The following is a 19,935-nucleotide window of genomic DNA, read 5'->3' as shown; positions in this document are numbered from 1 at the left end:
CGGGGCGCGCAAGGCGCCCCGCGTCATAAGCGGGCGGCGTGATGCTGAACAAATACCCTCTGTGGAAATACATTCTGATCCTGGCGGTGCTGGCGATCGGTCTGGTGTATTCCGCTCCCAATTTATACCCTGATGACCCGGCTATTCAGATCAGCGGTGCAAGCACTTCGCTGCAGGTCACTCAGGCTGATCTGGATCGCGTGAGCGCAGCGCTCAAGGAATCCGGGATCAACGTCAAGGCGGCCACGCTGGCGGAAAACGGCAAGGGCGGTCTGCTGCGCCTGACCAAGGCTGAAGACCAGTTGCCGGCCAAGGACGTTGTGCGCAAGGCATTGGGTGATGACTATGTCGTTGCACTGAACCTGGCGCAAACCACCCCGCAATGGCTGCGCAGCCTTGGCGCGCACCCGATGAAGCTGGGTCTGGACTTGTCCGGTGGTGTGCACTTCCTGCTGGAAGTGGACATGGACAAAGCCCTCGATGCACGCCTGAAAGTCTACGAAGGCGACGTCAAGAGCCTGTTGCGTAAAGAGAAACTGCGCTATCGCAGCCTGCCGCAATTCGAAGGTTCCATTCAGCTGGGCTTCACCGATGAAGCCGCCCGCGAGCAAGCCCGCACCCTGATTCGCAAGAACTTCAACGATTTCGACATTGTTCCGGCCGACCTCAATGGCCAGCCGGTGCTGCGTCTGGCGATGACCCCGGCCAAGCTGGCGGAAATCCGCGAATACTCCATCAAGCAGAACTTGACCACGGTCCGTAACCGCGTCAACGAGCTGGGTGTTGCCGAGCCTATCGTTCAGCGCCAGGGCGCCAACCGCATCGTGGTTGAGCTGCCGGGCGTGCAGGACACCGCAGAAGCCAAGCGTATCCTCGGCAAGACGGCCAACCTCGAGTTCCGCCTGGCCGCCGAGCCGGGTGCTTCGAAAGCCACTTCCGAGTCCTTCGAGTTCCGCGAAGGCAATCGTCCTCCGGCGCAGATCGAGCGTGGCCTGATCATCACCGGTGACCAGGTGACCGACGCCAAGGCTGGTTTCGGCGAGCAGGGCACGCCGGAAGTGAACATCCGCCTGGATGGCCATGGTGGCGAGCTGATGAGTCGCGCGACTCGCAGCAACGTCGGTCGCAGCATGGCGGTGATCTTCATCGAGCAGCGCCCGGTGACCACTTACGTCAAACAAGTGGTCAACGGCGTCGAAAAAGACGTACCGGTTCAGACGTTCAAGGAAGAGAAGAAGATCATCAGCCTGGCGACCATTCAGTCGCCCCTGGGTGCTCAATTCCGTATCACCGGCCTGAACGGCCAGGGCGAGTCGTCCGAGCTGGCGCTGCTGCTGCGTGCCGGCGGTCTGGCGGCGCCGATGTACTTCGCTGAAGAGCGCACCATTGGCCCGAGCCTGGGTGCCGACAACATCGTCAAGGGCGTGGATGCATCGCTGTGGGGCATGCTGTTCGTCTCGCTGTTCATCATCGCCATCTACCGCTTCTTCGGCATCATCGCCACCGTCGCGCTGGCGGTGAACATGGTGTTGCTGCTGGCCTTGATGTCGCTGCTGGGTGCCACGCTGACCCTGCCGGGTATTGCCGGTATCGTCTTGACCATGGGCATGGCGGTCGACGCCAACGTGCTGATCTTCTCGCGGATACGCGAAGAGATTGCCGCGGGCATGACCGTGCAACGGGCAATCAACGAAGGCTTCGGCCGGGCTTTCACCGCGATTCTCGACTCCAACCTGACCACCTTGCTGGTCGGCGGGATTCTCTTCGCCATGGGCACAGGCCCGGTGAAGGGCTTCGCAGTGACCATGTCCCTCGGGATCTTTACCTCGATGTTCACGGCCATCATGGTGACCCGCGCGATGGTCAACCTGATCTTCGGCGGTCGTGACTTCAAGAAGTTGTGGATTTAAGGGGCTGCCATGTTACGTACAATCAACTTCATGGGCGTTCGCAACGTTGCGTTCGGCGTCACATTGCTCCTTACGGTTCTGGCGTTGTTCAGCTGGTTCAGCAAGGGCCTGAACTACGGCCTGGACTTCACCGGCGGTACGCTCATCGAGCTGACCTACGAGCGTCCGGCCGATGTCACCAAGGTGCGTGAGCAGCTGGCGACGTCGGGTTACAACGACGCCATCGTGCAGAGCTTTGGCGCGACCACCGATCTGCTGGTGCGCATGCCTGGCGAAGACCCGCAACTGGGTCACCAGGTGGCTGAAGCCTTGCAGAAGGCCGGTGGCGACAACCCGGCCGTGGTCAAGCGCGTCGAATTCGTCGGCCCGCAGGTCGGTGAAGAGCTGCGCGACCAGGGCGGCCTCGGCATGCTGATGGCGCTGGGCGGCATCATGCTCTACCTGGCGTTCCGCTTTCAGTGGAAGTTTGCGGTCGGTGCCATCGTTTCGCTGATCCACGACGTGGTCGTGACCCTGGGGATCCTCTCGTTCTTCCAGATCACCTTCGATTTGACGGTGTTGGCCGCGGTATTGGCGATCATCGGTTACTCGTTGAACGACACCATCGTGGTATTCGACCGGGTTCGCGAGAACTTCCGGGTGCTGCGCAAGGCGACCCTGATCGACAACATCAACATCTCGACCACGCAAACCCTGCTGCGGACCATGGCCACTTCGATCTCCACCTTGCTGGCGATCGGCGCGCTGTTGATCTTCGGTGGCGACAACCTGTGGGGCTTCTCCATCGCGCTGTTCGTCGGGGTGATGGCGGGTACTTATTCGTCGATCTACATCGCCAACGTGGTGTTGATCTGGCTGAACCTGAGTACCGAAGACCTGATTCCGCCGGTAGCTACCGACAAGGAAATCGACGACCGTCCTTGAAGGGGGCTCTCGATTCCACGGCAGTCCTCCAGTGATGTCAGCCAAAAAGGCGCGAGTTGAACTCGCGCCTTTTTTTATGCTCCAAGGCTGGGAGAAGCGCGGGCGTGTCCCGCATGTGATGGTCAGGAGGTTCATGTGAACAAGTCGATGCTGGTTGGTGCGGTATTGGGTGCTGTCGGTGTGACTGCCGGGGGTGCTGTGGCCACCTACAAGCTGGTTAAAAGCGGCCCTGAATATGCGCAAGTACTGGCCGTTGAACCGGTCAAGACACAAATCAAGACGCCACGTGAAGTTTGCAAGGATGTAGCGGTGACCCGGCAGGCGCCGGTCAAAGATCAACACCAGATTCTCGGTACCGCCATCGGTGCCGTTGCGGGTGGTTTGCTCGGTAACCAGGTCGGCGGCGGCACGGGCAAGAAAATTGCCACGGTGGCCGGTGCGGTCGGTGGCGGTTACGCGGGCAACAAGGTGCAGGAAGGTATGCAGAATCGCGATACCTACACCACGACCCAGACCCGCTGTAACACGGTGAATGACATCAGTGACAAGGTCGTAGGGTACGACGTGCGTTATTCGCTGGATGGCAAGGAAGGTAAAGTGCGGATGGATCGGGATCCGGGTAATCAGATTCCGGTGGACAAGGAAGGCAAGTTGATCCTGTCGCAGAATGAGCCGGCTCAGTAAGAGCTGACATTCAAATTCCAAAAGAAGCACCCTGCGGGGTGTTTTTTTTATGCCTGAAACCCACTTCCTCAAATCACCACATCACCCTGTGGGAGTGGGCTTGCCCGCGATAGCGGTGTATCAGTCTCCATTGATGGTGCGGGTGATGACGCCATCGCGGGCAAGCCCGTTCCCACAGGGTCTTGTGGTGAGTTCGAACCCGTATTCCAGGCATAAAAAAAGCACCCCGGAGGGTGCTTTTTTCTGTGGCGGCTCGCTTAGCGCTTCAGCGAGGCCGGCAGGTGCGGCTGGATCGCCGTCAGCACTGCCTTGAAGCACTTGGTGTTACCAGCAACGATATGGCCTTTCTCAAGGAAGTCGTGACCGCCGGTGAAATCGCTCACCAAGCCGCCTGCTTCCTGGATCAGCAGGGCGCCTGCGGCCATGTCCCACTCGGACAGGCCCGACTCCCAGAATGCATCGAAACGGCCGGCAGCCACGTAGGCCAGGTCCAGGCTCGCCGAACCGGCGCGGCGGATGCCGGCGGTCTGGCCCACCAAGGCGCGGAACATGCCCAGGTAGTTGTCGAGGTTGTCCATCTGGTCGTCACGGAACGGGAAGCCGGTACCCAGCAGGGCGCCGTCCAGGCTGGTGCGACCGCTGACGCGCAGGCGACGACCGTTCAGTTGAGCGCCGCGACCACGGCTGGCGGTGAATTCTTCCTGGCGAACCGGGTCCAGAACCACTGCGTGCTCCAGGCGACCGCGGTATTTGCAAGCGATGCTGACCGCGAAGTGAGGAATGCCGCGCAGGAAGTTGGTGGTGCCGTCCAGCGGATCGATGATCCACAGGTATTCTTCGCCTTCGATCCCGTTGCCGGCGTGCATGCCGGTTTCTTCACCCATGATCGAGTGGTTCGGGTAGGCCTTGCGCAGCGCGTCGATGATTTTCTGCTCGGCGGCGCGATCCACCTCGGATACGTAATCCTTGGCGTCTTTTTCGTCGACCTTGATGGTATCCAGGCGCTCGATGGAGCGGAAGATCAATTCACTGGCGCTGCGGGCGGCGCGCAGCGCGATATTCAGCATGGGCTGCATGGATGTGTCACCTAAGGTTGTTAAAGAAAGCCGGGCATTCTATCAGAAAGTTTCTGCAGGTGAAGGACAGTGTGCGCTTTCATAGCTTAACGGTAGGAGGAACTGTAAGATTTGCTCCCCTTTGACGTGTTCGAGAGTGCCTCCCTTGCTGCAAAACATTCGTGTCGTCCTGGTCAATACCAGCCACCCCGGGAATATCGGCGGGGCTGCGCGTGCCATGAAGAACATGGGCCTGTCGCGGCTGGTACTGGTCGAACCGCGGTTGTTCCCGCACCACGAGGCCGATGCCCGTGCTTCCGGTGCCGGTGACATCCTTGAAAACGCGCAAGTCGTCGCCACCCTGGAAGATGCCCTGGTGGGCTGCACGCTGGTGTTGGGCACCAGCGCCCGCGATCGGCGGATTCCCTGGCCATTGCTCGATCCGCGCGAATGCGGGACGAGGGTGGTCGAGGAGGCCGCGCAAGGCACCGAGATTGCCCTGGTGTTCGGTCGTGAAGATTCCGGCTTGACCAATGACGAGCTGCAGCGATGTCATTATCACGTGCACATCCCCTCAGACCCCGAGTTCAGTTCGCTGAACCTGGGGGCGGCGGTGCAGGTGTTGAGTTATGAAGTGCGCATGTCCTGGCTCGCGGCTCAAGGCCAGCCGAGCAAGGTCGAGAAGGATGAAGTGGCGTCCACCAAAAGTGGTGAACTGGCGACCATGGATGAGCTGGAGCGATTCTATGAGCACCTGGAGCAGACCCTGGTGGCCATCGAATTCCTCGATCCGGAAAAACCGCGGCACTTGATGGCGCGCCTGCGCCGGTTGTACGGACGCAGCTCGGTCAGCCGGGCGGAAATGAATATATTGCGTGGCATCCTCACGGAAACCCAGAAAGCGGCCCGTGGCGAGCTTCTAAATCGGAAGGATTGATGATGTTCGAGCGTTTGCGTGAAGATATCCAGAGCGTTTTCCACCGAGACCCGGCGGCACGTAATGCCTTTGAAGTGCTGACCTGCTACCCCGGGATGCACGCGATCTGGATCCATCGGCTGTCGGCGGCCTTATGGCGCGCCGAGCTGAAATGGCTGGCGCGGCTGGTGTCGAACTTCGGTCGCTGGTTGACCGGGATCGAGATTCATCCGGGGGCCAAGGTGGGTCGACGGTTTTTCATTGACCATGGCATGGGCATTGTCATCGGTGAAACGGCCGAGATCGGCGACGACGTCACCCTTTATCAAGGTGTGACGCTCGGCGGCACCAGCTGGAATAAAGGCAAGCGTCACCCGACACTGGAAGATGGTGTGGTGGTCGGCGCGGGCGCCAAGGTGCTCGGCCCGTTCACGGTGGGGGCGGGGGCCAAGGTCGGTTCCAATGCCGTGGTGACCAAGGCGGTGCCTGCCGGGGCGACTGTGGTCGGCATTCCTGGGCGGATCATCGTCAAGTCCGACGAAGAGCAGGACGCCAAGCGCAAGGCCATGGCCGAGAAGATCGGTTTTGATGCCTATGGCGTCGGCGAAGACATGCCGGACCCGGTGGCGCGCGCCATCAACCAGTTGCTCGATCACCTGCAGGCAGTCGATGGGCGTCTGGAGGGGATGTGCGGGGCGTTGAAGGATCTGGGCAGTAATTACTGTGCCAAGGATCTGCCTGAGCTGCGCGAGGAGGATTTTGCGTGTGTGAAGGATAAGGATCAGAGTCAGGCCAGCTAGACCGTGCCGACGCCTTCGCGGGCAAGCCTCGCTCCTGTAGGAGCGAGGCTTGCCCGCGAAGAACGATAACGCGGTACTACTGGCTGTACGCCGCCAGCCTTTGCTATGATGCGGCCGCTCTTTCGCGGGTAATCCCGAGTAAATCACTAGGTCTTATAGTTGACTTAAATACTCGGGAATTGCATACTCGCCCCATTCCGAACTCCGTGGTAATTGTCCATGCGACTGACTACAAAAGGCCGATACGCCGTGACCGCCATGCTTGACCTGGCGTTGCACGCGCAGCACGGGCCGGTGTCCCTGGCCGATATCTCCGAGCGCCAAGGCATCTCCCTGTCCTACCTCGAGCAGCTGTTTGCCAAGCTGCGTCGCAGCAACCTGGTCTCCAGCGTCCGCGGTCCGGGCGGCGGCTACCAGCTGTCGCGCGACATGCAGGGCATCCAGGTCGCCCAGGTGATCGATGCGGTGAACGAATCGGTCGATGCCACCAAGTGCCAGGGCCAGGGCGATTGCCATCACGGCGATACCTGCCTGACCCACCATTTGTGGTGCGACCTGAGCCTGCAGATTCACGAATTTCTGAGCGGTATCAGCTTGGCTGACCTTGTCACTCGCCGTGAGGTACAAGAAGTAGCCCAGCGTCAGGATCAGCGCCGTTGCAACAGCAAGGTGCCACGCCTGGACAAGATTGAAGCGTCCGCCGTCGAATGACAGCCAAAGAGCTAGCGGAACGCCAGCCAGCCTGATTTAGGAGATAGTCCATGAAATTGCCGATTTACCTTGATTACTCTGCGACCACCCCGGTTGATCCGCGTGTCGCGCAAAAGATGAGTGAATGCCTGCTGGTCGACGGAAACTTCGGTAACCCGGCGTCCCGTTCCCACGTGTTCGGCTGGAAAGCTGAAGAGTCCGTCGAAAACGCCCGTCGCCAGGTCGCTGACCTGGTCAATGCCGACCCGCGTGAAATCGTCTGGACCTCCGGTGCCACCGAATCCGACAACCTGGCAATCAAGGGTGCGGCACATTTCTATGCCACCAAAGGCAAGCACCTGATCACCACCAAGATCGAGCACAAGGCTGTCCTGGACACCATGCGCCAACTGGAGCGTGAAGGTTTCGAAGTGACCTACCTCGAGCCTCGCACCGATGGTCTGGTTACGCCTGAGATGGTCGAAGCCGCCCTGCGCGACGACACCATCCTGGTTTCGATCATGCATGTGAACAACGAAATCGGCACCATCAACGACATCGCCGCCATCGGCGAGTTGCTCCGTTCCAAGGGCATTCTGTTCCACGTCGACGCTGCTCAGTCCACCGGCAAGGTCGAGATCGACCTGCAGAAACTGAAAGTCGACATGATGTCGTTCTCTGCCCACAAGACCTACGGTCCCAAAGGCATCGGCGCGCTGTACGTCAGCCGCAAGCCGCGTGTTCGCATCGAAGCGACCATGCACGGCGGCGGTCACGAACGTGGCATGCGTTCCGGCACCCTGGCGACCCACCAGATCGTCGGCATGGGCGAAGCCTTCCGTGTAGCCAAGGAAGACATGGCTGCCGAGAACGTGCGCATCAAAGCCCTGAGCGACCGTTTCTTCAAGCAGGTCGAAGACCTGGAAGAGCTGTACGTCAACGGCAGCATGACCGCCCGCGTCCCGCACAACCTGAACCTGAGCTTCAACTACGTCGAAGGCGAGTCGCTGATCATGGCGCTCAAGGATCTGGCGGTTTCGTCCGGTTCGGCCTGCACCTCGGCGTCCCTTGAGCCTTCGTACGTACTGCGCGCCCTGGGCCGCAACGACGAACTGGCACACAGCTCGATTCGCTTCACCTTCGGCCGTTTCACCACCGAAGAAGAAATCGACTACGCCGCGCAGAAAGTCTGCGAGGCCGTTACCAAGCTGCGCACCTTGTCGCCGCTGTGGGACATGTACAAAGACGGTGTCGACATTTCGAAAATCGAGTGGGCGGCACACTGATTTCAAGTCGCCGCAAAACAGCCCTGCAACCTTCGGGCACAGGGCTTCAAGAGCGACTCTCTGATGAGTGAGGATTAAGAATCATGGCTTACAGCGAAAAGGTCATCGACCACTACGAAAACCCGCGCAACGTCGGCAAGATGGACGCGGAAGATCCTGATGTCGGCACCGGCATGGTCGGCGCTCCGGCGTGCGGCGACGTGATGCGTCTGCAAATCAAGGTCAACGAAGCCGGCATCATCGAAGATGCCAAGTTCAAGACCTACGGTTGCGGTTCGGCCATCGCCTCCAGCTCCCTGGCGACCGAGTGGATGAAAGGCAAGACTCTGGATGAAGCAGAGACGATCAAGAACACTCAGCTGGCCGAAGAACTGGCCTTGCCGCCAGTGAAAATCCACTGCTCCGTACTTGCCGAAGACGCCATCAAGGCGGCCGTTCGCGACTACAAGCAGAAGAAAGGCTTGATCTGACTTTCAAGTTTTGGCGACGAGTAAGGAGTCACCGATGGCTATCAGCATGACAGAAGCGGCAGCTCAACACGTGCGACGCTCCCTCAACGGGCGCGGCAAAGGTGAAGGGATTCGTCTGGGTGTGCGCACCACAGGCTGTTCCGGCCTTGCCTACGTGCTGGAGTTCGTCGACGAGGTGGTTGCAGAGGACCAGGTGTTCGAAAGTCACGGCGAGAAAGTGATCATCGACCCGAAAAGCCTGGCCTACCTGGACGGCACCGAGCTCGATTTCGTCAAGGAAGGGTTGAACGAAGGCTTCAAGTTCAACAACCCCAACGTGCGCGGTGAATGTGGCTGCGGCGAAAGCTTCAATATCTGAGGCTTCTTGTGGGTACTCCTTGTCATTACGCTTTATTTGAGCTGCAGCCGAGTTTCAATCTGGACCTCGACCAGCTGGCCACGCGCTACCGTGAGTTGGCGCGCGGTGTTCATCCAGACCGCTTTGCCGACGCTTCCGAGCGAGAGCAGCGGCTGGCGCTAGAGCAATCCGCGAGCCTCAACGAGGCCTACCAGACGCTCAAGAGTCCCCCCAAGCGCGCGCGTTACCTGCTCGCCTTGAATGGTGGCGAGTTGCCGCTGGAGGTCACGGTGCATGACCCGGAGTTCCTGTTGCAGCAGATGGAACTTCGCGAAGAGCTCGAAGACCTGCAAGACAGCGCCGACATGGCCGGTATTGCAGCGTTCAAGCGTCGCCTGAAAACCGCTCAGGATGAACTGAACCAAAGCTTCGCAGCCTGTTGGGATGATGCAGTGCAGCGTGAACAGGCCGAACGCCTGATGCGACGCATGCAGTTCCTCGACAAGCTCACCTACGAAGTGCGCCAGTTAGAAGAGCGCCTCGACGATTAACCCAGTGCCGCTCCGGTCGCACGCCTGATATACAGATAAGTCCTGATAACGATGGCCCTACTGCAGATCGCCGAACCCGGCCAAAGTCCTCAACCGCACCAGCGTCGCCTGGCTGTGGGGATCGACTTGGGCACTACCAATTCGCTGGTCGCTGCATTGCGCAGTGGTCTTTCCGAGCCTCTGGCCGACGCAGAAGGGCAGGTCATCCTGCCGTCTGCCGTGCGCTACCACGCTGATCGCGTCGAAGTGGGCGAGTCGGCCAAACTGGCTGCCGCCACCGATCCCTTGAACACCGTGTTGTCGGTCAAGCGCTTGATGGGTCGTGGTCTGTCCGACGTCAAGCAGCTGGGCGATCAACTGCCGTACCGCTTTGTCGGCGGCGAGTCGCACATGCCGTTCATCGACACCGTGCAAGGCCCGAAAAGCCCGGTCGAAGTTTCCGCCGATATCCTCAAGGTGCTGCGTCAGCGCGCGGAGGCTGCGCTGGGCGGCGAACTGGTCGGCGCGGTGATCACCGTTCCGGCCTATTTCGACGATGCCCAGCGGCAAGCCACCAAGGACGCGGCCAAGCTGGCCGGCCTGAACGTGCTGCGCCTGCTCAATGAGCCGACCGCTGCCGCTGTGGCTTATGGCCTGGACCAGCATGCCGAAGGCCTGGTGGCGATTTACGACCTGGGTGGCGGCACCTTCGATATTTCGATCCTGCGCCTGACCGGCGGTGTGTTCGAAGTCCTGGCTACCGGTGGCGACAGCGCCCTGGGTGGCGATGATTTCGACCACGCGATCGCTCGCTGGATCATCGAGGGCGTTGGCCTGTCGGACGATCTGGACCCGGGTGTGCAGCGCAATCTGTTGCAAACCGCCTGTGCGGCCAAGGAAGCCCTGACTAACGCCTCGTCCGTTGAAGTGACGTATGGCGACTGGAAAGCCGAATTGACCCGCGAAGCCTTCAATGCGCTGATCGAGCCGATGGTTGCGCGCAGCCTGAAGGCCTGCCGCCGCGCCGTGCGCGATTCCGGCATCGAGCTCGAAGAAGTGCATGCGGTGGTCATGGTCGGCGGCTCGACCCGCGTACCTCGTGTTCGCGAAGCCGTCGCTGAAGCTTTCGGTCGCCAACCGCTGACCGAAATCGATCCGGATCAAGTGGTGGCCATTGGTGCCGCGATCCAGGCCGATACCCTCGCCGGCAACAAGCGCGACGGTGACGAATTGCTGCTGCTTGACGTGATCCCGTTGTCCCTGGGGCTGGAAACCATGGGCGGCCTGATGGAGAAGGTGATTCCGCGCAACACCACCATCCCCGTTGCCCGCGCCCAGGACTTCACCACCTATAAAGACGGCCAGTCGGCCATGGCGATCCATGTGTTGCAGGGCGAGCGCGAGCTGATCAGCGACTGCCGCTCCCTGGCACGTTTCGAATTGCGCGGCATTCCGGCGATGGTGGCCGGTGCGGCGAAGATTCGCGTGACCTTCCAGGTCGATGCTGACGGTCTGCTCAGTGTCGCGGCCCGTGAGCTGGGTTCGGGCGTTGAAGCGAGCATCCAGGTCAAGCCGTCCTACGGCCTGACCGACGGCGAAATCGCCAAGATGCTCAAGGATTCGTTCCAGCACGCCAATGACGACAAGGTCGCCCGTGTCCTGCGTGAACAGCAGGTCGATGCCCAGCGCCTGATCGAAGCGGTGCAGGCTGCCCTCGATGTCGACGGCGAGCGCCTGCTCGACGCCGAAGAGCGCATGGTCATCGAGTTGCAGATGCAGGAACTGGCCGAACTGATGAAAGGTTCCGATGGCTACGCCATCGAGCAGCAGACCAAGCGTCTGTCGCAAGTGACCGATGCCTTTGCTGCCCGCCGCATGGATTTGACGGTGAAAGCCGCTCTGTCGGGGCGCAACCTGAATGAAATCGAGGATATCTGATGCCGCAGGTCATTTTTCTGCCTCACGAGAAGTTTTGCCCGGACGGCATGGTTGTGGAGGCTGAGCCGGGTATCTCCATTCTCGAGCTGGCCCATGAACACCATATCGAGATGGAAAGCGCCTGTGGCGGCGTCTGTGCCTGCACCACCTGTCATTGCATCATCCGCGAAGGGTTTGACTCGCTGGAAGAGGCGGATGAACTGGAAGAAGACTTTCTCGATCGGGCCTGGGGCCTGGAAGCGCAATCGCGTCTAGGCTGTCAGGCGATCGTCGGGACTGAAGACCTGACGGTCGAAATTCCGAAGTACTCGCTCAACCATGCAGCCGAAGCGCCGCACTGATTCAAGGGAACCGACATGAGTCTGAAATGGGTTGATGTGCTGGAAATCGCGATCCAGCTGGCTGAATCCAAGCCGGATGTGGACCCGCGTTACGTGAACTTCGTCGATCTGCACAAATGGGTGCTGGCATTGCCGGAGTTCAGCGATGATCCGACACGCGGTGGCGAGAAGGTGCTTGAAGCCATTCAGGCCGCCTGGATCGAAGAAGCAGATTGATTCTGCACCGTACGCAGTTAGGCAATACCCAAGAACCCGCGTATAATTCGCGGGTTTAATTTTTCACAAATTACCGTTTCTGGAGTTACACCATGGCTGTTCAACGTACTTTCTCCATCATCAAGCCTGACGCTGTTGCTAAAAACGTTATCGGCGAGATCACCACTCGTTTCGAAAAAGCAGGCCTGCGCGTTGTAGCTTCGAAACTGAAGCAACTGTCCAAAGCCGAAGCCGAAGGCTTCTACGCTGAGCACAAAGAGCGCGGTTTCTTCGGCGATCTGGTTGCTTTCATGATCTCCGGCCCAGTAGTCGTTCAGGTTCTGGAAGGCGAAAACGCTATCGCTCTGAACCGTGAGCTGATGGGCGCTACCAACCCTAAAGAAGCTGCTGCCGGCACCATCCGTGCTGACTTCGCTGAATCGATCGACGCCAACGCTGTACACGGTTCGGACTCCGAAGCCGCTGCCGCTCGCGAAATCTCGTACTTCTTCGCAGCTACTGAAGTAACCACTCGCTAAGCATTGGCTTAAAGAGTGAAGGTGAATCCATGACTACATCGACTGTAAAAACCAACCTGCTGGGTCTGACTCAACAGGAAATGGAAAAATTCTTCGACTCGATCGGGGAGAAGCGTTTCCGTGCCGGTCAGGTAATGAAATGGATTCACCACCTTGGCGTCGATGATTTCGACGCCATGACGAACGTCAGCAAGGCCTTGCGCGACAAGCTCAAGGTCATTGCCGAGGTTCGCGGTCCTGAAGTCGTCAGCGAGGACATTTCCACCGACGGCACCCGTAAGTGGGTGGTGCGCGTGGCGTCCGGCAGCTGCGTCGAGACCGTGTACATTCCCCAGGGCAAGCGCGGCACATTGTGCGTTTCGTCCCAGGCAGGCTGTGCCCTGGATTGCAGTTTCTGCTCCACCGGCAAGCAAGGTTTCAACAGCAACCTCACCGCCGCCGAAGTCATCGGCCAGGTGTGGATTGCCAATAAATCGTTCGGCAGCATCCCGGCGACCGCCGACCGTGCCATCACCAACGTGGTGATGATGGGCATGGGTGAGCCGCTGCTGAACTTCGACAACGTCGTGGCCGCCATGCATTTGATGATGGATGACCTGGGCTATGGCATCTCCAAGCGCCGCGTGACTCTGTCCACATCGGGCGTGGTGCCGATGATCGATGAGCTGTCCAAGCACATCGACGTCTCCCTGGCGTTGTCCCTGCACGCACCGAATGACGCATTGCGTAACCAGTTGGTGCCGATCAACAAGAAGTATCCGCTGAAGATGCTGCTTGAGTCGTGCCAGCGCTACATGTCGTCCCTGGGCGAAAAGCGCGTGCTGACCATCGAGTACACCTTGCTCAAGGACATCAACGACAAGGTCGAGCACGCGGTCGAAATGATCGAGCTGCTCAAGAACATCCCGTGCAAGATCAACCTGATCCCGTTCAACCCGTTCCCGCATTCCGGTTACGAGCGTCCGAGCAATAACGCGATTCGTCGTTTCCAGGATCAGCTTCACCATGCCGGCTTCAATGTCACCGTGCGCACCACCCGCGGCGAAGACATCGATGCCGCGTGTGGCCAATTGGTAGGGCAGGTGCTGGATCGCACCCGTCGTAGCGAACGTTATATCGCCGTGCGCGAGTTGAGCGCCGAAAACGATATTGCACAGAACGCTGCGAACAATAATTAAGAGAGGATCTCTATGTCCCTGCGCTTAGCGCTGCTGTTGCTGCTGGCCAGTCTGTGTACTGGTTGTGTCCTGTCGGGCGATTTCAACCCGATGAAGACCAGCAAGGGCCGTGATGAAGCGCGGGTCGCCTACGTGCAATTGGGGCTCGGCTACCTGCAACAGGGCATGACCGAACGCGCCAAGGTGCCATTGAAGAAGGCATTGGAGCTGGACAGCTCGGACCCCGACGCCAACGCGGCGCTGGGTCTGGTGTTCCAGGCGGAGATGGAGCCGGAACTGGCCGACCAGCATTTTCGCAAGGCGCTGTCCGGCCGTCCCGACGATGCGCGAATCCTCAATAACTACGGCAGTTTTCTTTTCGAACAGAAACGTTACAAAGAGGCTTACGAACGCTTCGAGCAGGCCGCCGCCGATACCCTGTATCCTGAGCGTTCGCGAGTATTCGAAAACCTGGGCATGACCGCTTCCAAGCTTGGCCAGCGTGATCTGGCCCAGCAACAACTGGAAAAAGCCCTGCGCTTGAACCGCCAACAGCCACGTGCCTTGCTGGAAATGGCTGAGTTGTCTTACGAAGACAGGCATTATGTGCCCGCGCGTGACTACTACGACCGTTTCAGCCAGCTCACCGAGCAAAATGCACGTAGTCTATTGCTCGGCGTCCGGCTGGCAAAAGTGTTCGAAGATCGCGACAAGGCTGCCAGTTTTGGCCTGCAACTAAAACGACTCTATCCCGGTACGCCGGAATATCAGCAATACCTGTCGGAGCAATGATGAAAGCGGCGCATCCCGAAGTTGTAGCAGCGAATCGCGTTAATCCCGGTGAGACATTGCGCCAGGCTCGCGAAAGCAATGGCTGGTCGCTGGCCGAAGTGGCCCTCAAGCTCAACCTCACCGTCAATTCCCTGAGCAATCTGGAAGCCGGCGCGTTCGACAAGCTGCCGGGGCATACCTTCGCCCGCGGTTACATCCGCGCCTACGCCAAATTGCTGGGCATGGATCAAACCGTGCTGGTGCAACAGTTCGACCAGTCCACCGGCTCCGACTCCCGGGGCAGCGACGTCCACAGCCTGGGTCGTATCGAAGAGCCGGTTCGGGTGTCCCACACCATTTTGCGGATCGTCAGCCTGCTGTTGCTGATCGCGGTGATCGGTGGCGGTTTCATCTGGTGGCAGGATCAGACGTCCTCGCGCACCAAGGAGCCGGTCACGCTGAGCCCGGAACACGTGGAAGTCGAAGGCGCCGACGGCACGACCCAGATTCATCCGCTGGACGAGCCGGAAGACCAGGCCGTCGCGCAGGGCCAGGCCGAAGGCGCCACCGCGCTCGCCTTGCCGCAGGCCGAGACGTCGACTGACACTTCGACCGCCGCTGAAGCTACCGCCCCCGCTGCTCAAGCGCCTGCCGCACCGGCACGCAGCGCCGCGCCGGTTGTCGCTACGCCGGCAACGCCAGCGCCGGCTGTTCCCGCGGTGCCGGCACCGGTGGTCACCGCGCCGGTGGCGCCGACCGTTCCGGCGCCAGCCGCCGCGGCTCCAGTGGCCGGGCAGGGCCAGGTTCAATTGCGTTACACCGCCGATTGCTGGACCCAAGTCACCGACGGTACCGGCAAGGTGCTGTTGAGTGGTCTCAAGCGCAAAGGCGAAAACGTTTCCGTCAGTGGCAAGCCGCCGTTCACCGTGCGCCTGGGCTATGCCCGTGGCGCGCAGGTCAGTTACAACGGGCAGGTGGTCGATGCCGCTCCGTTCACCAGTGGCGAGACTGCTCGCCTGAAGTTGGGTCAATAAGTCATGCACGGCGAATCTCCAATCAAACGTCGCGAATCCCGCAAGATCTGGGTCGGTAACGTGCCTGTGGGCGGCGATGCGCCTATCGCTGTGCAGAGCATGACCAACAGCGACACCAATGACGTGGCCGCCACCGTGGCCCAGATCAACCGCCTGGAAGCCGCGGGCGTCGATATCGTGCGGATTTCCGTACCGGATATGGACGCCGCCGAAGCGTTCGGCAAGATCAAGCAGTTGGTCAAGGTGCCCCTGGTGGCCGACATCCATTTCGACTACAAGATCGCTTTGCGCGTAGCCGAACTGGGCGTCGACTGCCTGCGGATCAACCCGGGCAACATCGGTCGCGAAGACCGTGTGCGCGCGGTGGTCGACGCGGCCCGCGATCGCGGGATTCCGATCCGTATCGGCGTCAACGCCGGTTCCCTGGAAAAAGACCTGCAAAAGAAATACGGCGAGCCGACCCCGGCCGCGCTGGTCGAGTCCGCCTTGCGTCACGTCGAGCACCTGGAGCGCCTGAACTTCCAGGACTTCAAGGTCAGCGTGAAGGCGTCCGACGTGTTCATGGCCGTCGCCGCTTACCGCTTGCTGGCCAAGGAAATCGTCCAGCCGCTGCACCTGGGGATCACCGAAGCCGGTGGTTTGCGTTCAGGCACGGTGAAATCCGCCGTGGGCCTCGGTATGCTGCTTGCCGAAGGGATTGGCGATACTATCCGCATCTCGTTGGCGGCCGACCCGGTCGAGGAAGTGAAAGTCGGCTACGACATTCTCAAGTCCCTGCATCTGCGTTCCCGTGGCATCAACTTCATCGCCTGCCCGAGCTGCTCGCGGCAGAACTTCGATGTGGTCAAGACCATGAACGAGCTGGAAGGGCGCCTCGAAGACCTGCTGGTGCCGCTGGATGTCGCGGTCATCGGTTGCGTGGTCAACGGGCCGGGCGAAGCCAAGGAAGCCCATATCGGCTTGACCGGCGGCACGCCCAACCTGATTTACATCGACGGCAAGCCGTCGCAGAAACTGACCAATGACAATCTGGTGGATGAGCTTGAACGCTTGATCCGCCAGAAAGCGGCCGAAAAGGTCGAAGCCGACGCAGCCGTTATCGCGCGTGGCTAAGCCCGACTGAAGCGCCGAACGAATTTAAGGATTTAAAGTGAGCAAGTCCCTGCAAGCCATCCGTGGCATGAACGATATCCTGCCCGAACAGACACCCCTGTGGCGTCATTTCGAAGGCACCGTCGCGCGTCTGCTGGATAACTACGGTTACAAGCAGATCCGCATGCCGATCGTCGAGTTCACCGAGCTGTTCAAGCGCTCGATCGGTGAAGTGACCGACATCGTCGAAAAAGAGATGTACACCTTCGACGACCGCAACGGCGACTCCCTGACCCTGCGCCCCGAAGGCACGGCGGCCTGTGTGCGTGCGGTGCTGGAACATGGCATCACCGGCGGTGGCCAGGTACAGAAACTCTGGTACGTCGGCCCGATGTTCCGCCACGAACGTCCGCAGAAAGGCCGCTATCGCCAGTTCCACCAGATCGGCCTGGAGGTGTTCAACCTCGACGGTCCGGACATTGACGCCGAGCTGATCGTGCTGACCTGGCGCCTGTGGGGCGAGCTGGGCATCCGTGATGCGGTCAAGCTCGAACTCAACAGCCTCGGCACCAGCGAATCCCGCGGGCGCTATCGCGAAGCGCTGGTCGCGTTCCTGTCCACGCACCTGGACAAGCTGGACGAAGACAGCCAGCGCCGCTTGAAAACCAACCCGTTGCGGGTCCTGGACACCAAGAACGCCGATACCCAGGCGATCCTGACAGACGCGCCGAAAATGGCCGACTACCTCGACGAAGAATCCCGCCTGCACTTCGAGGGCCTCAAGGCTCGCCTCGATGCGGTCGGCATTCCTTACGTGATCAACCCGAAGCTGGTTCGCGGGCTGGATTACTACAGCAAGACCGTTTTCGAATGGGTCACCGACAAGCTGGGCGCCCAGGGCACCGTGTGTGCCGGTGGTCGCTACGACGGCCTGGTCGAGCAGATGGGCGGCAAGCCGACCCCGGGCGTCGGTTTCGCCATGGGCATCGAGCGCCTGGTGCTGATGCTGGAAACCCTGGAGCAGATCCCGGAAGAGATCTCCCGGCAGGTCGACGTTTATCTGTGCGCTTTCGGCGAAGCCGCCGAACTGGCCGGTCTGGCTTTGGCCGAGCGGGTGCGTGACCAATTGCCCAACCTGCGCCTGCAAGTCAATGCCGGCGCCGGCAGCTTCAAAAGCCAGTTCAAGAAAGCCGACAAGAGCGGTGCGCTGTATGCGCTGATCCTCGGTGACGACGAAATGGCCCAGCAAGTGGTAGGTTTCAAACCCCTGCGTGGCCAGGGCGAACAACAAAGCATTGCCTGGGATGCGCTTGCTGCACACCTGGCCACCTGCATCGTGCAGGGTTGAAGCTGTCAAACAGCCGATTTAGCGATTAAGGAGTATTGGGGTGTCGAGTACCGAAGACGAACAGCTGGCGGATTTGAAGGACTGGTGGACACGCAACGGCAAGCCCCTGGTTACTGGCGGCCTGTTGGCGCTGGTCATCGTGTTCGGCTGGCAGGCCTGGCAGAAATATCAGAGCAATCAGTCGCAAGGCGCCTCGATTCTCTATCAACAGTTGCTGGAAACCACGCTGACGCCAAGCGGCAAGCCCGATGCCGCCCGAGTTTCGGACCTGGCCGGCAAGCTCAACAGCGAGTTCGGCGGCAGCGCTTACGCGCAGTATGGCAGCCTGTTCGTGGCGAAAGTCGCGGTCGACAGCGGCAAGCTGGACGATGCCGCCACCGAGCTGAAAGCCATCGTCGCCAAACCGGCCAACCCGGCACTGGGCGAAATCGCCCGTCAGCGCCTGGCGCAGGTGCTGGCTGCGCAGGACAAGGCCGATGAAGCCCTGAAACTGCTCGAAGGCGATGCCGATACCGCTTTCCTGGCTACTCGCGAGGAACTCAAGGGCGACCTGCTGGTGCAGTTGGGTCGTACCGACGAAGCGAACGCGGCGTATCAAAAAGCCAAGGCGGCACTGTCGGATGAAGCGGCGGTAGGCGGCCTGCAAATCAAGCTGGACGATCTGGCCAAAGGGGATGCGTGACGTGATTCGTTGGAAACATGCAGCATTGCTGGCTCTGGCCGTACTGGCCGCGGGTTGCAGCAGCAACAGCAAGAAAGAACTGCCGCCGGCCGAGTTGACCGACTTCAAGGAAGAAGTGGTTCTGCAAAAGCAGTGGAGTCGTTCGATCGGTGACGGTCAGGGCGAAACCTACAACATGCTGGTTCCGGCGATCGATGGCGATACCATCTATGCCGCCGACGTCACCGGTGAGGTGATGGCGCTGGATCGCAGCAATGGCGACGTCAAATGGGAGAAAGATCTGGATCTGCCTGTTTCCGGCGCCGTTGGCGTGGCTTACGGGTTGCTCACGATCGGCACGCTCAAGGGTGAAATCGTTGCCCTGGACGCCAGCAGCGGCGAAGAGAAATGGCGCGCACGCGTGTCCAGTGAAGTGCTCGCGCCGCCGGCCAACAACGGCGACGTGGTGGTGGTCCAGACTCAGGACGACCGTCTGATCGGCCTGGACGCCGCTACCGGCACCCAACGCTGGTTGTATGACAGCACGCCAGCGGTCCTGACCCTGCGCGGCACCAGTGCGCCGATCGTCACCAATCGCCTTGCGGTGGCTGGCCTGTCGACTGGTAAAGTGGTCGCTCTGGATATTTCCAACGGCGTGCCGGTGTGGGAACAGCGTGTAGCGATCCCGCAAGGCCGTTCGGAACTGGAACGTGTGGTCGATATCGACGGTGGGCTGCTGTTGTCCGGCAGTACGCTGTATGTCGCCAGCTACCAGGGTCGCGTTGCGGCACTGGACCTCGATAGCGGTCGTCAGCTCTGGCAGCGTGATGCTTCCAGCTATGCCGGTGTCGCCCAGGGGTTTGGCAGCGTCTATGTGAGCCTGTCTTCGGGCACTGTTGAAGGCATCGACGAACGTTCCACCACAGCCTTGTGGAGCAACGATTCGCTGGCTCGCCGTCAACTGTCGGCGCCAGAGGTGTTCTCCAGCTACGTGGCAGTCGGTGACCTGGAAGGTTACCTGCACCTGCTGAGTCAGGTGGACGGTCGTTTCGTCGGCCGCGAACGCATCGACAGCGACGGCCTGCGCGCCCGTCCGCTGGTGGTGGGTGACATGATTTATGTATATGGCAACAGTGGCAAACTGGAAGCCCTGACCATCAAGTAACAACTATGCTTGGGGTTTAACCCCCAAGCGGCTTCACTTGTGGGTATTAATGTGGGAGCGAGCTTGCTCGCGAAGGACGTCAACGATTACGT

The 19,935-nt window shown here is 60.3% G+C and carries 22 protein-coding genes; 21 read left to right on the top strand and 1 reads right to left on the bottom strand.

The genetic code is table 11. The features are described from left to right. Positions 1–41 precede the first annotated feature (41 nt). From secD to PMA3_RS24295, 3 genes are all read left to right on the top strand, one after another. On the top strand, positions 42–1,910 hold the full coding sequence (gene secD / locus PMA3_RS24305; protein WP_064679571.1) for a protein translocase subunit SecD: 1,869 nt from the start codon (positions 42–44) through the stop codon (positions 1,908–1,910). A 9-nt stretch (positions 1,911–1,919) separates the two neighbouring features. Further along, positions 1,920–2,834 carry a protein translocase subunit SecF gene (secF, locus tag PMA3_RS24300; RefSeq protein WP_064679570.1) on the top strand — a complete coding sequence of 305 codons (915 nt, stop codon included), beginning with the start codon at positions 1,920–1,922 and terminating at the stop codon, positions 2,832–2,834. Positions 2,835–2,969: 135 nt separating this feature from the next. Further along, positions 2,970–3,518: a glycine zipper 2TM domain-containing protein gene (locus tag PMA3_RS24295; protein ID WP_064679569.1), complete on the top strand. Its 549-nt coding sequence runs from the start codon at positions 2,970–2,972 to the stop codon at positions 3,516–3,518. 257 nt (positions 3,519–3,775) lie between these two features. Here the strand turns inward: PMA3_RS24295 and suhB are convergent, their stop codons facing one another. Continuing rightward, positions 3,776–4,594, bottom strand: coding sequence for a type III secretion system regulator SuhB (gene suhB, locus PMA3_RS24290; RefSeq protein WP_064679568.1), 819 nt, complete (start codon positions 4,592–4,594; stop codon positions 3,776–3,778). A gap of 145 nt (positions 4,595–4,739) precedes the next feature. Here suhB and trmJ point away from each other — a divergent pair, with 145 nt between their 5' ends. The 18 genes from trmJ (at position 4,740) to bamB (ending at position 19,843) form a co-directional block, all read left to right on the top strand. After that, on the top strand, positions 4,740–5,510 hold the full coding sequence (gene trmJ, locus PMA3_RS24285; RefSeq protein WP_064679567.1) for a tRNA (cytosine(32)/uridine(32)-2'-O)-methyltransferase TrmJ: 771 nt from the start codon (positions 4,740–4,742) through the stop codon (positions 5,508–5,510). A 2-nt stretch (positions 5,511–5,512) separates the two neighbouring features. Then, a complete protein-coding gene (cysE, locus tag PMA3_RS24280) occupies positions 5,513–6,289 on the top strand; it encodes a serine O-acetyltransferase (RefSeq protein ID WP_064679566.1) in 777 nt (258 codons plus the stop codon). Positions 6,290–6,508: 219 nt separating this feature from the next. Continuing rightward, a complete protein-coding gene (iscR, locus tag PMA3_RS24275) occupies positions 6,509–7,000 on the top strand; it encodes a Fe-S cluster assembly transcriptional regulator IscR (RefSeq protein WP_064679565.1) in 492 nt (163 codons plus the stop codon). 50 nt (positions 7,001–7,050) lie between these two features. Beyond that, positions 7,051–8,265, top strand: a complete 1,215-nt coding sequence (locus PMA3_RS24270; RefSeq protein WP_064679564.1) for an IscS subfamily cysteine desulfurase — start codon at positions 7,051–7,053, stop codon at positions 8,263–8,265. Between the two features lie 83 nt (positions 8,266–8,348). Beyond that, a complete protein-coding gene (gene iscU, locus PMA3_RS24265; protein WP_028620148.1) occupies positions 8,349–8,735 on the top strand; it encodes a Fe-S cluster assembly scaffold IscU in 387 nt (128 codons plus the stop codon). Positions 8,736–8,769: 34 nt separating this feature from the next. Further along, a complete protein-coding gene (gene iscA / locus PMA3_RS24260) occupies positions 8,770–9,093 on the top strand; it encodes an iron-sulfur cluster assembly protein IscA (protein WP_007903589.1) in 324 nt (107 codons plus the stop codon). 8 nt (positions 9,094–9,101) lie between these two features. Further along, on the top strand, positions 9,102–9,623 hold the full coding sequence (gene hscB / locus PMA3_RS24255) for a co-chaperone HscB (RefSeq protein ID WP_064679563.1): 522 nt from the start codon (positions 9,102–9,104) through the stop codon (positions 9,621–9,623). 51 nt (positions 9,624–9,674) lie between these two features. Further along, on the top strand, positions 9,675–11,540 hold the full coding sequence (gene hscA / locus PMA3_RS24250) for a Fe-S protein assembly chaperone HscA (protein ID WP_064679562.1): 1,866 nt from the start codon (positions 9,675–9,677) through the stop codon (positions 11,538–11,540). Beyond that, positions 11,540–11,881: an ISC system 2Fe-2S type ferredoxin gene (fdx, locus tag PMA3_RS24245; RefSeq protein WP_054057275.1), complete on the top strand. Its 342-nt coding sequence runs from the start codon at positions 11,540–11,542 to the stop codon at positions 11,879–11,881. Before hscA ends, fdx begins: the two co-directional genes overlap by 1 nt. A gap of 15 nt (positions 11,882–11,896) precedes the next feature. Then, positions 11,897–12,097 (top strand): Fe-S cluster assembly protein IscX, encoded by a 201-nt coding sequence (iscX, locus tag PMA3_RS24240; protein ID WP_008147746.1) that lies wholly within the window; start codon positions 11,897–11,899, stop codon positions 12,095–12,097. A 92-nt stretch (positions 12,098–12,189) separates the two neighbouring features. Beyond that, positions 12,190–12,615: a nucleoside-diphosphate kinase gene (gene ndk, locus PMA3_RS24235; RefSeq protein ID WP_007964426.1), complete on the top strand. Its 426-nt coding sequence runs from the start codon at positions 12,190–12,192 to the stop codon at positions 12,613–12,615. Between the two features lie 29 nt (positions 12,616–12,644). Further along, on the top strand, positions 12,645–13,793 hold the full coding sequence (gene rlmN, locus PMA3_RS24230; RefSeq protein WP_046054692.1) for a dual-specificity RNA methyltransferase RlmN: 1,149 nt from the start codon (positions 12,645–12,647) through the stop codon (positions 13,791–13,793). 12 nt (positions 13,794–13,805) lie between these two features. Next, a complete protein-coding gene (gene pilW / locus PMA3_RS24225; protein ID WP_064679561.1) occupies positions 13,806–14,564 on the top strand; it encodes a type IV pilus biogenesis/stability protein PilW in 759 nt (252 codons plus the stop codon). Further along, positions 14,564–15,577: a RodZ domain-containing protein gene (locus tag PMA3_RS24220; protein WP_064679560.1), complete on the top strand. Its 1,014-nt coding sequence runs from the start codon at positions 14,564–14,566 to the stop codon at positions 15,575–15,577. The genes pilW and PMA3_RS24220 overlap by 1 nt, the downstream gene beginning before the upstream one ends. A gap of 3 nt (positions 15,578–15,580) precedes the next feature. Further along, positions 15,581–16,690: a flavodoxin-dependent (E)-4-hydroxy-3-methylbut-2-enyl-diphosphate synthase gene (gene ispG, locus PMA3_RS24215; protein WP_010457850.1), complete on the top strand. Its 1,110-nt coding sequence runs from the start codon at positions 15,581–15,583 to the stop codon at positions 16,688–16,690. 37 nt (positions 16,691–16,727) lie between these two features. Further along, positions 16,728–18,017: a histidine--tRNA ligase gene (gene hisS, locus PMA3_RS24210; protein ID WP_064679559.1), complete on the top strand. Its 1,290-nt coding sequence runs from the start codon at positions 16,728–16,730 to the stop codon at positions 18,015–18,017. Between the two features lie 40 nt (positions 18,018–18,057). Further along, positions 18,058–18,699, top strand: coding sequence for a tetratricopeptide repeat protein (locus PMA3_RS24205; RefSeq protein WP_064679558.1), 642 nt, complete (start codon positions 18,058–18,060; stop codon positions 18,697–18,699). Beyond that, positions 18,692–19,843, top strand: a complete 1,152-nt coding sequence (bamB, locus tag PMA3_RS24200) for an outer membrane protein assembly factor BamB (protein ID WP_064679557.1) — start codon at positions 18,692–18,694, stop codon at positions 19,841–19,843. The genes PMA3_RS24205 and bamB overlap by 8 nt, the downstream gene beginning before the upstream one ends. Positions 19,844–19,935: the final 92 nt, after the last annotated feature.

The sequence above is a fragment of the Pseudomonas silesiensis genome, assembly GCF_001661075.1.
GTDB lineage: Bacteria > Pseudomonadota > Gammaproteobacteria > Pseudomonadales > Pseudomonadaceae > Aquipseudomonas > Aquipseudomonas silesiensis.
Note: the sequence above shows the minus strand (reverse complement) of the source record. Positions and strands in the feature narration are given on the sequence as shown.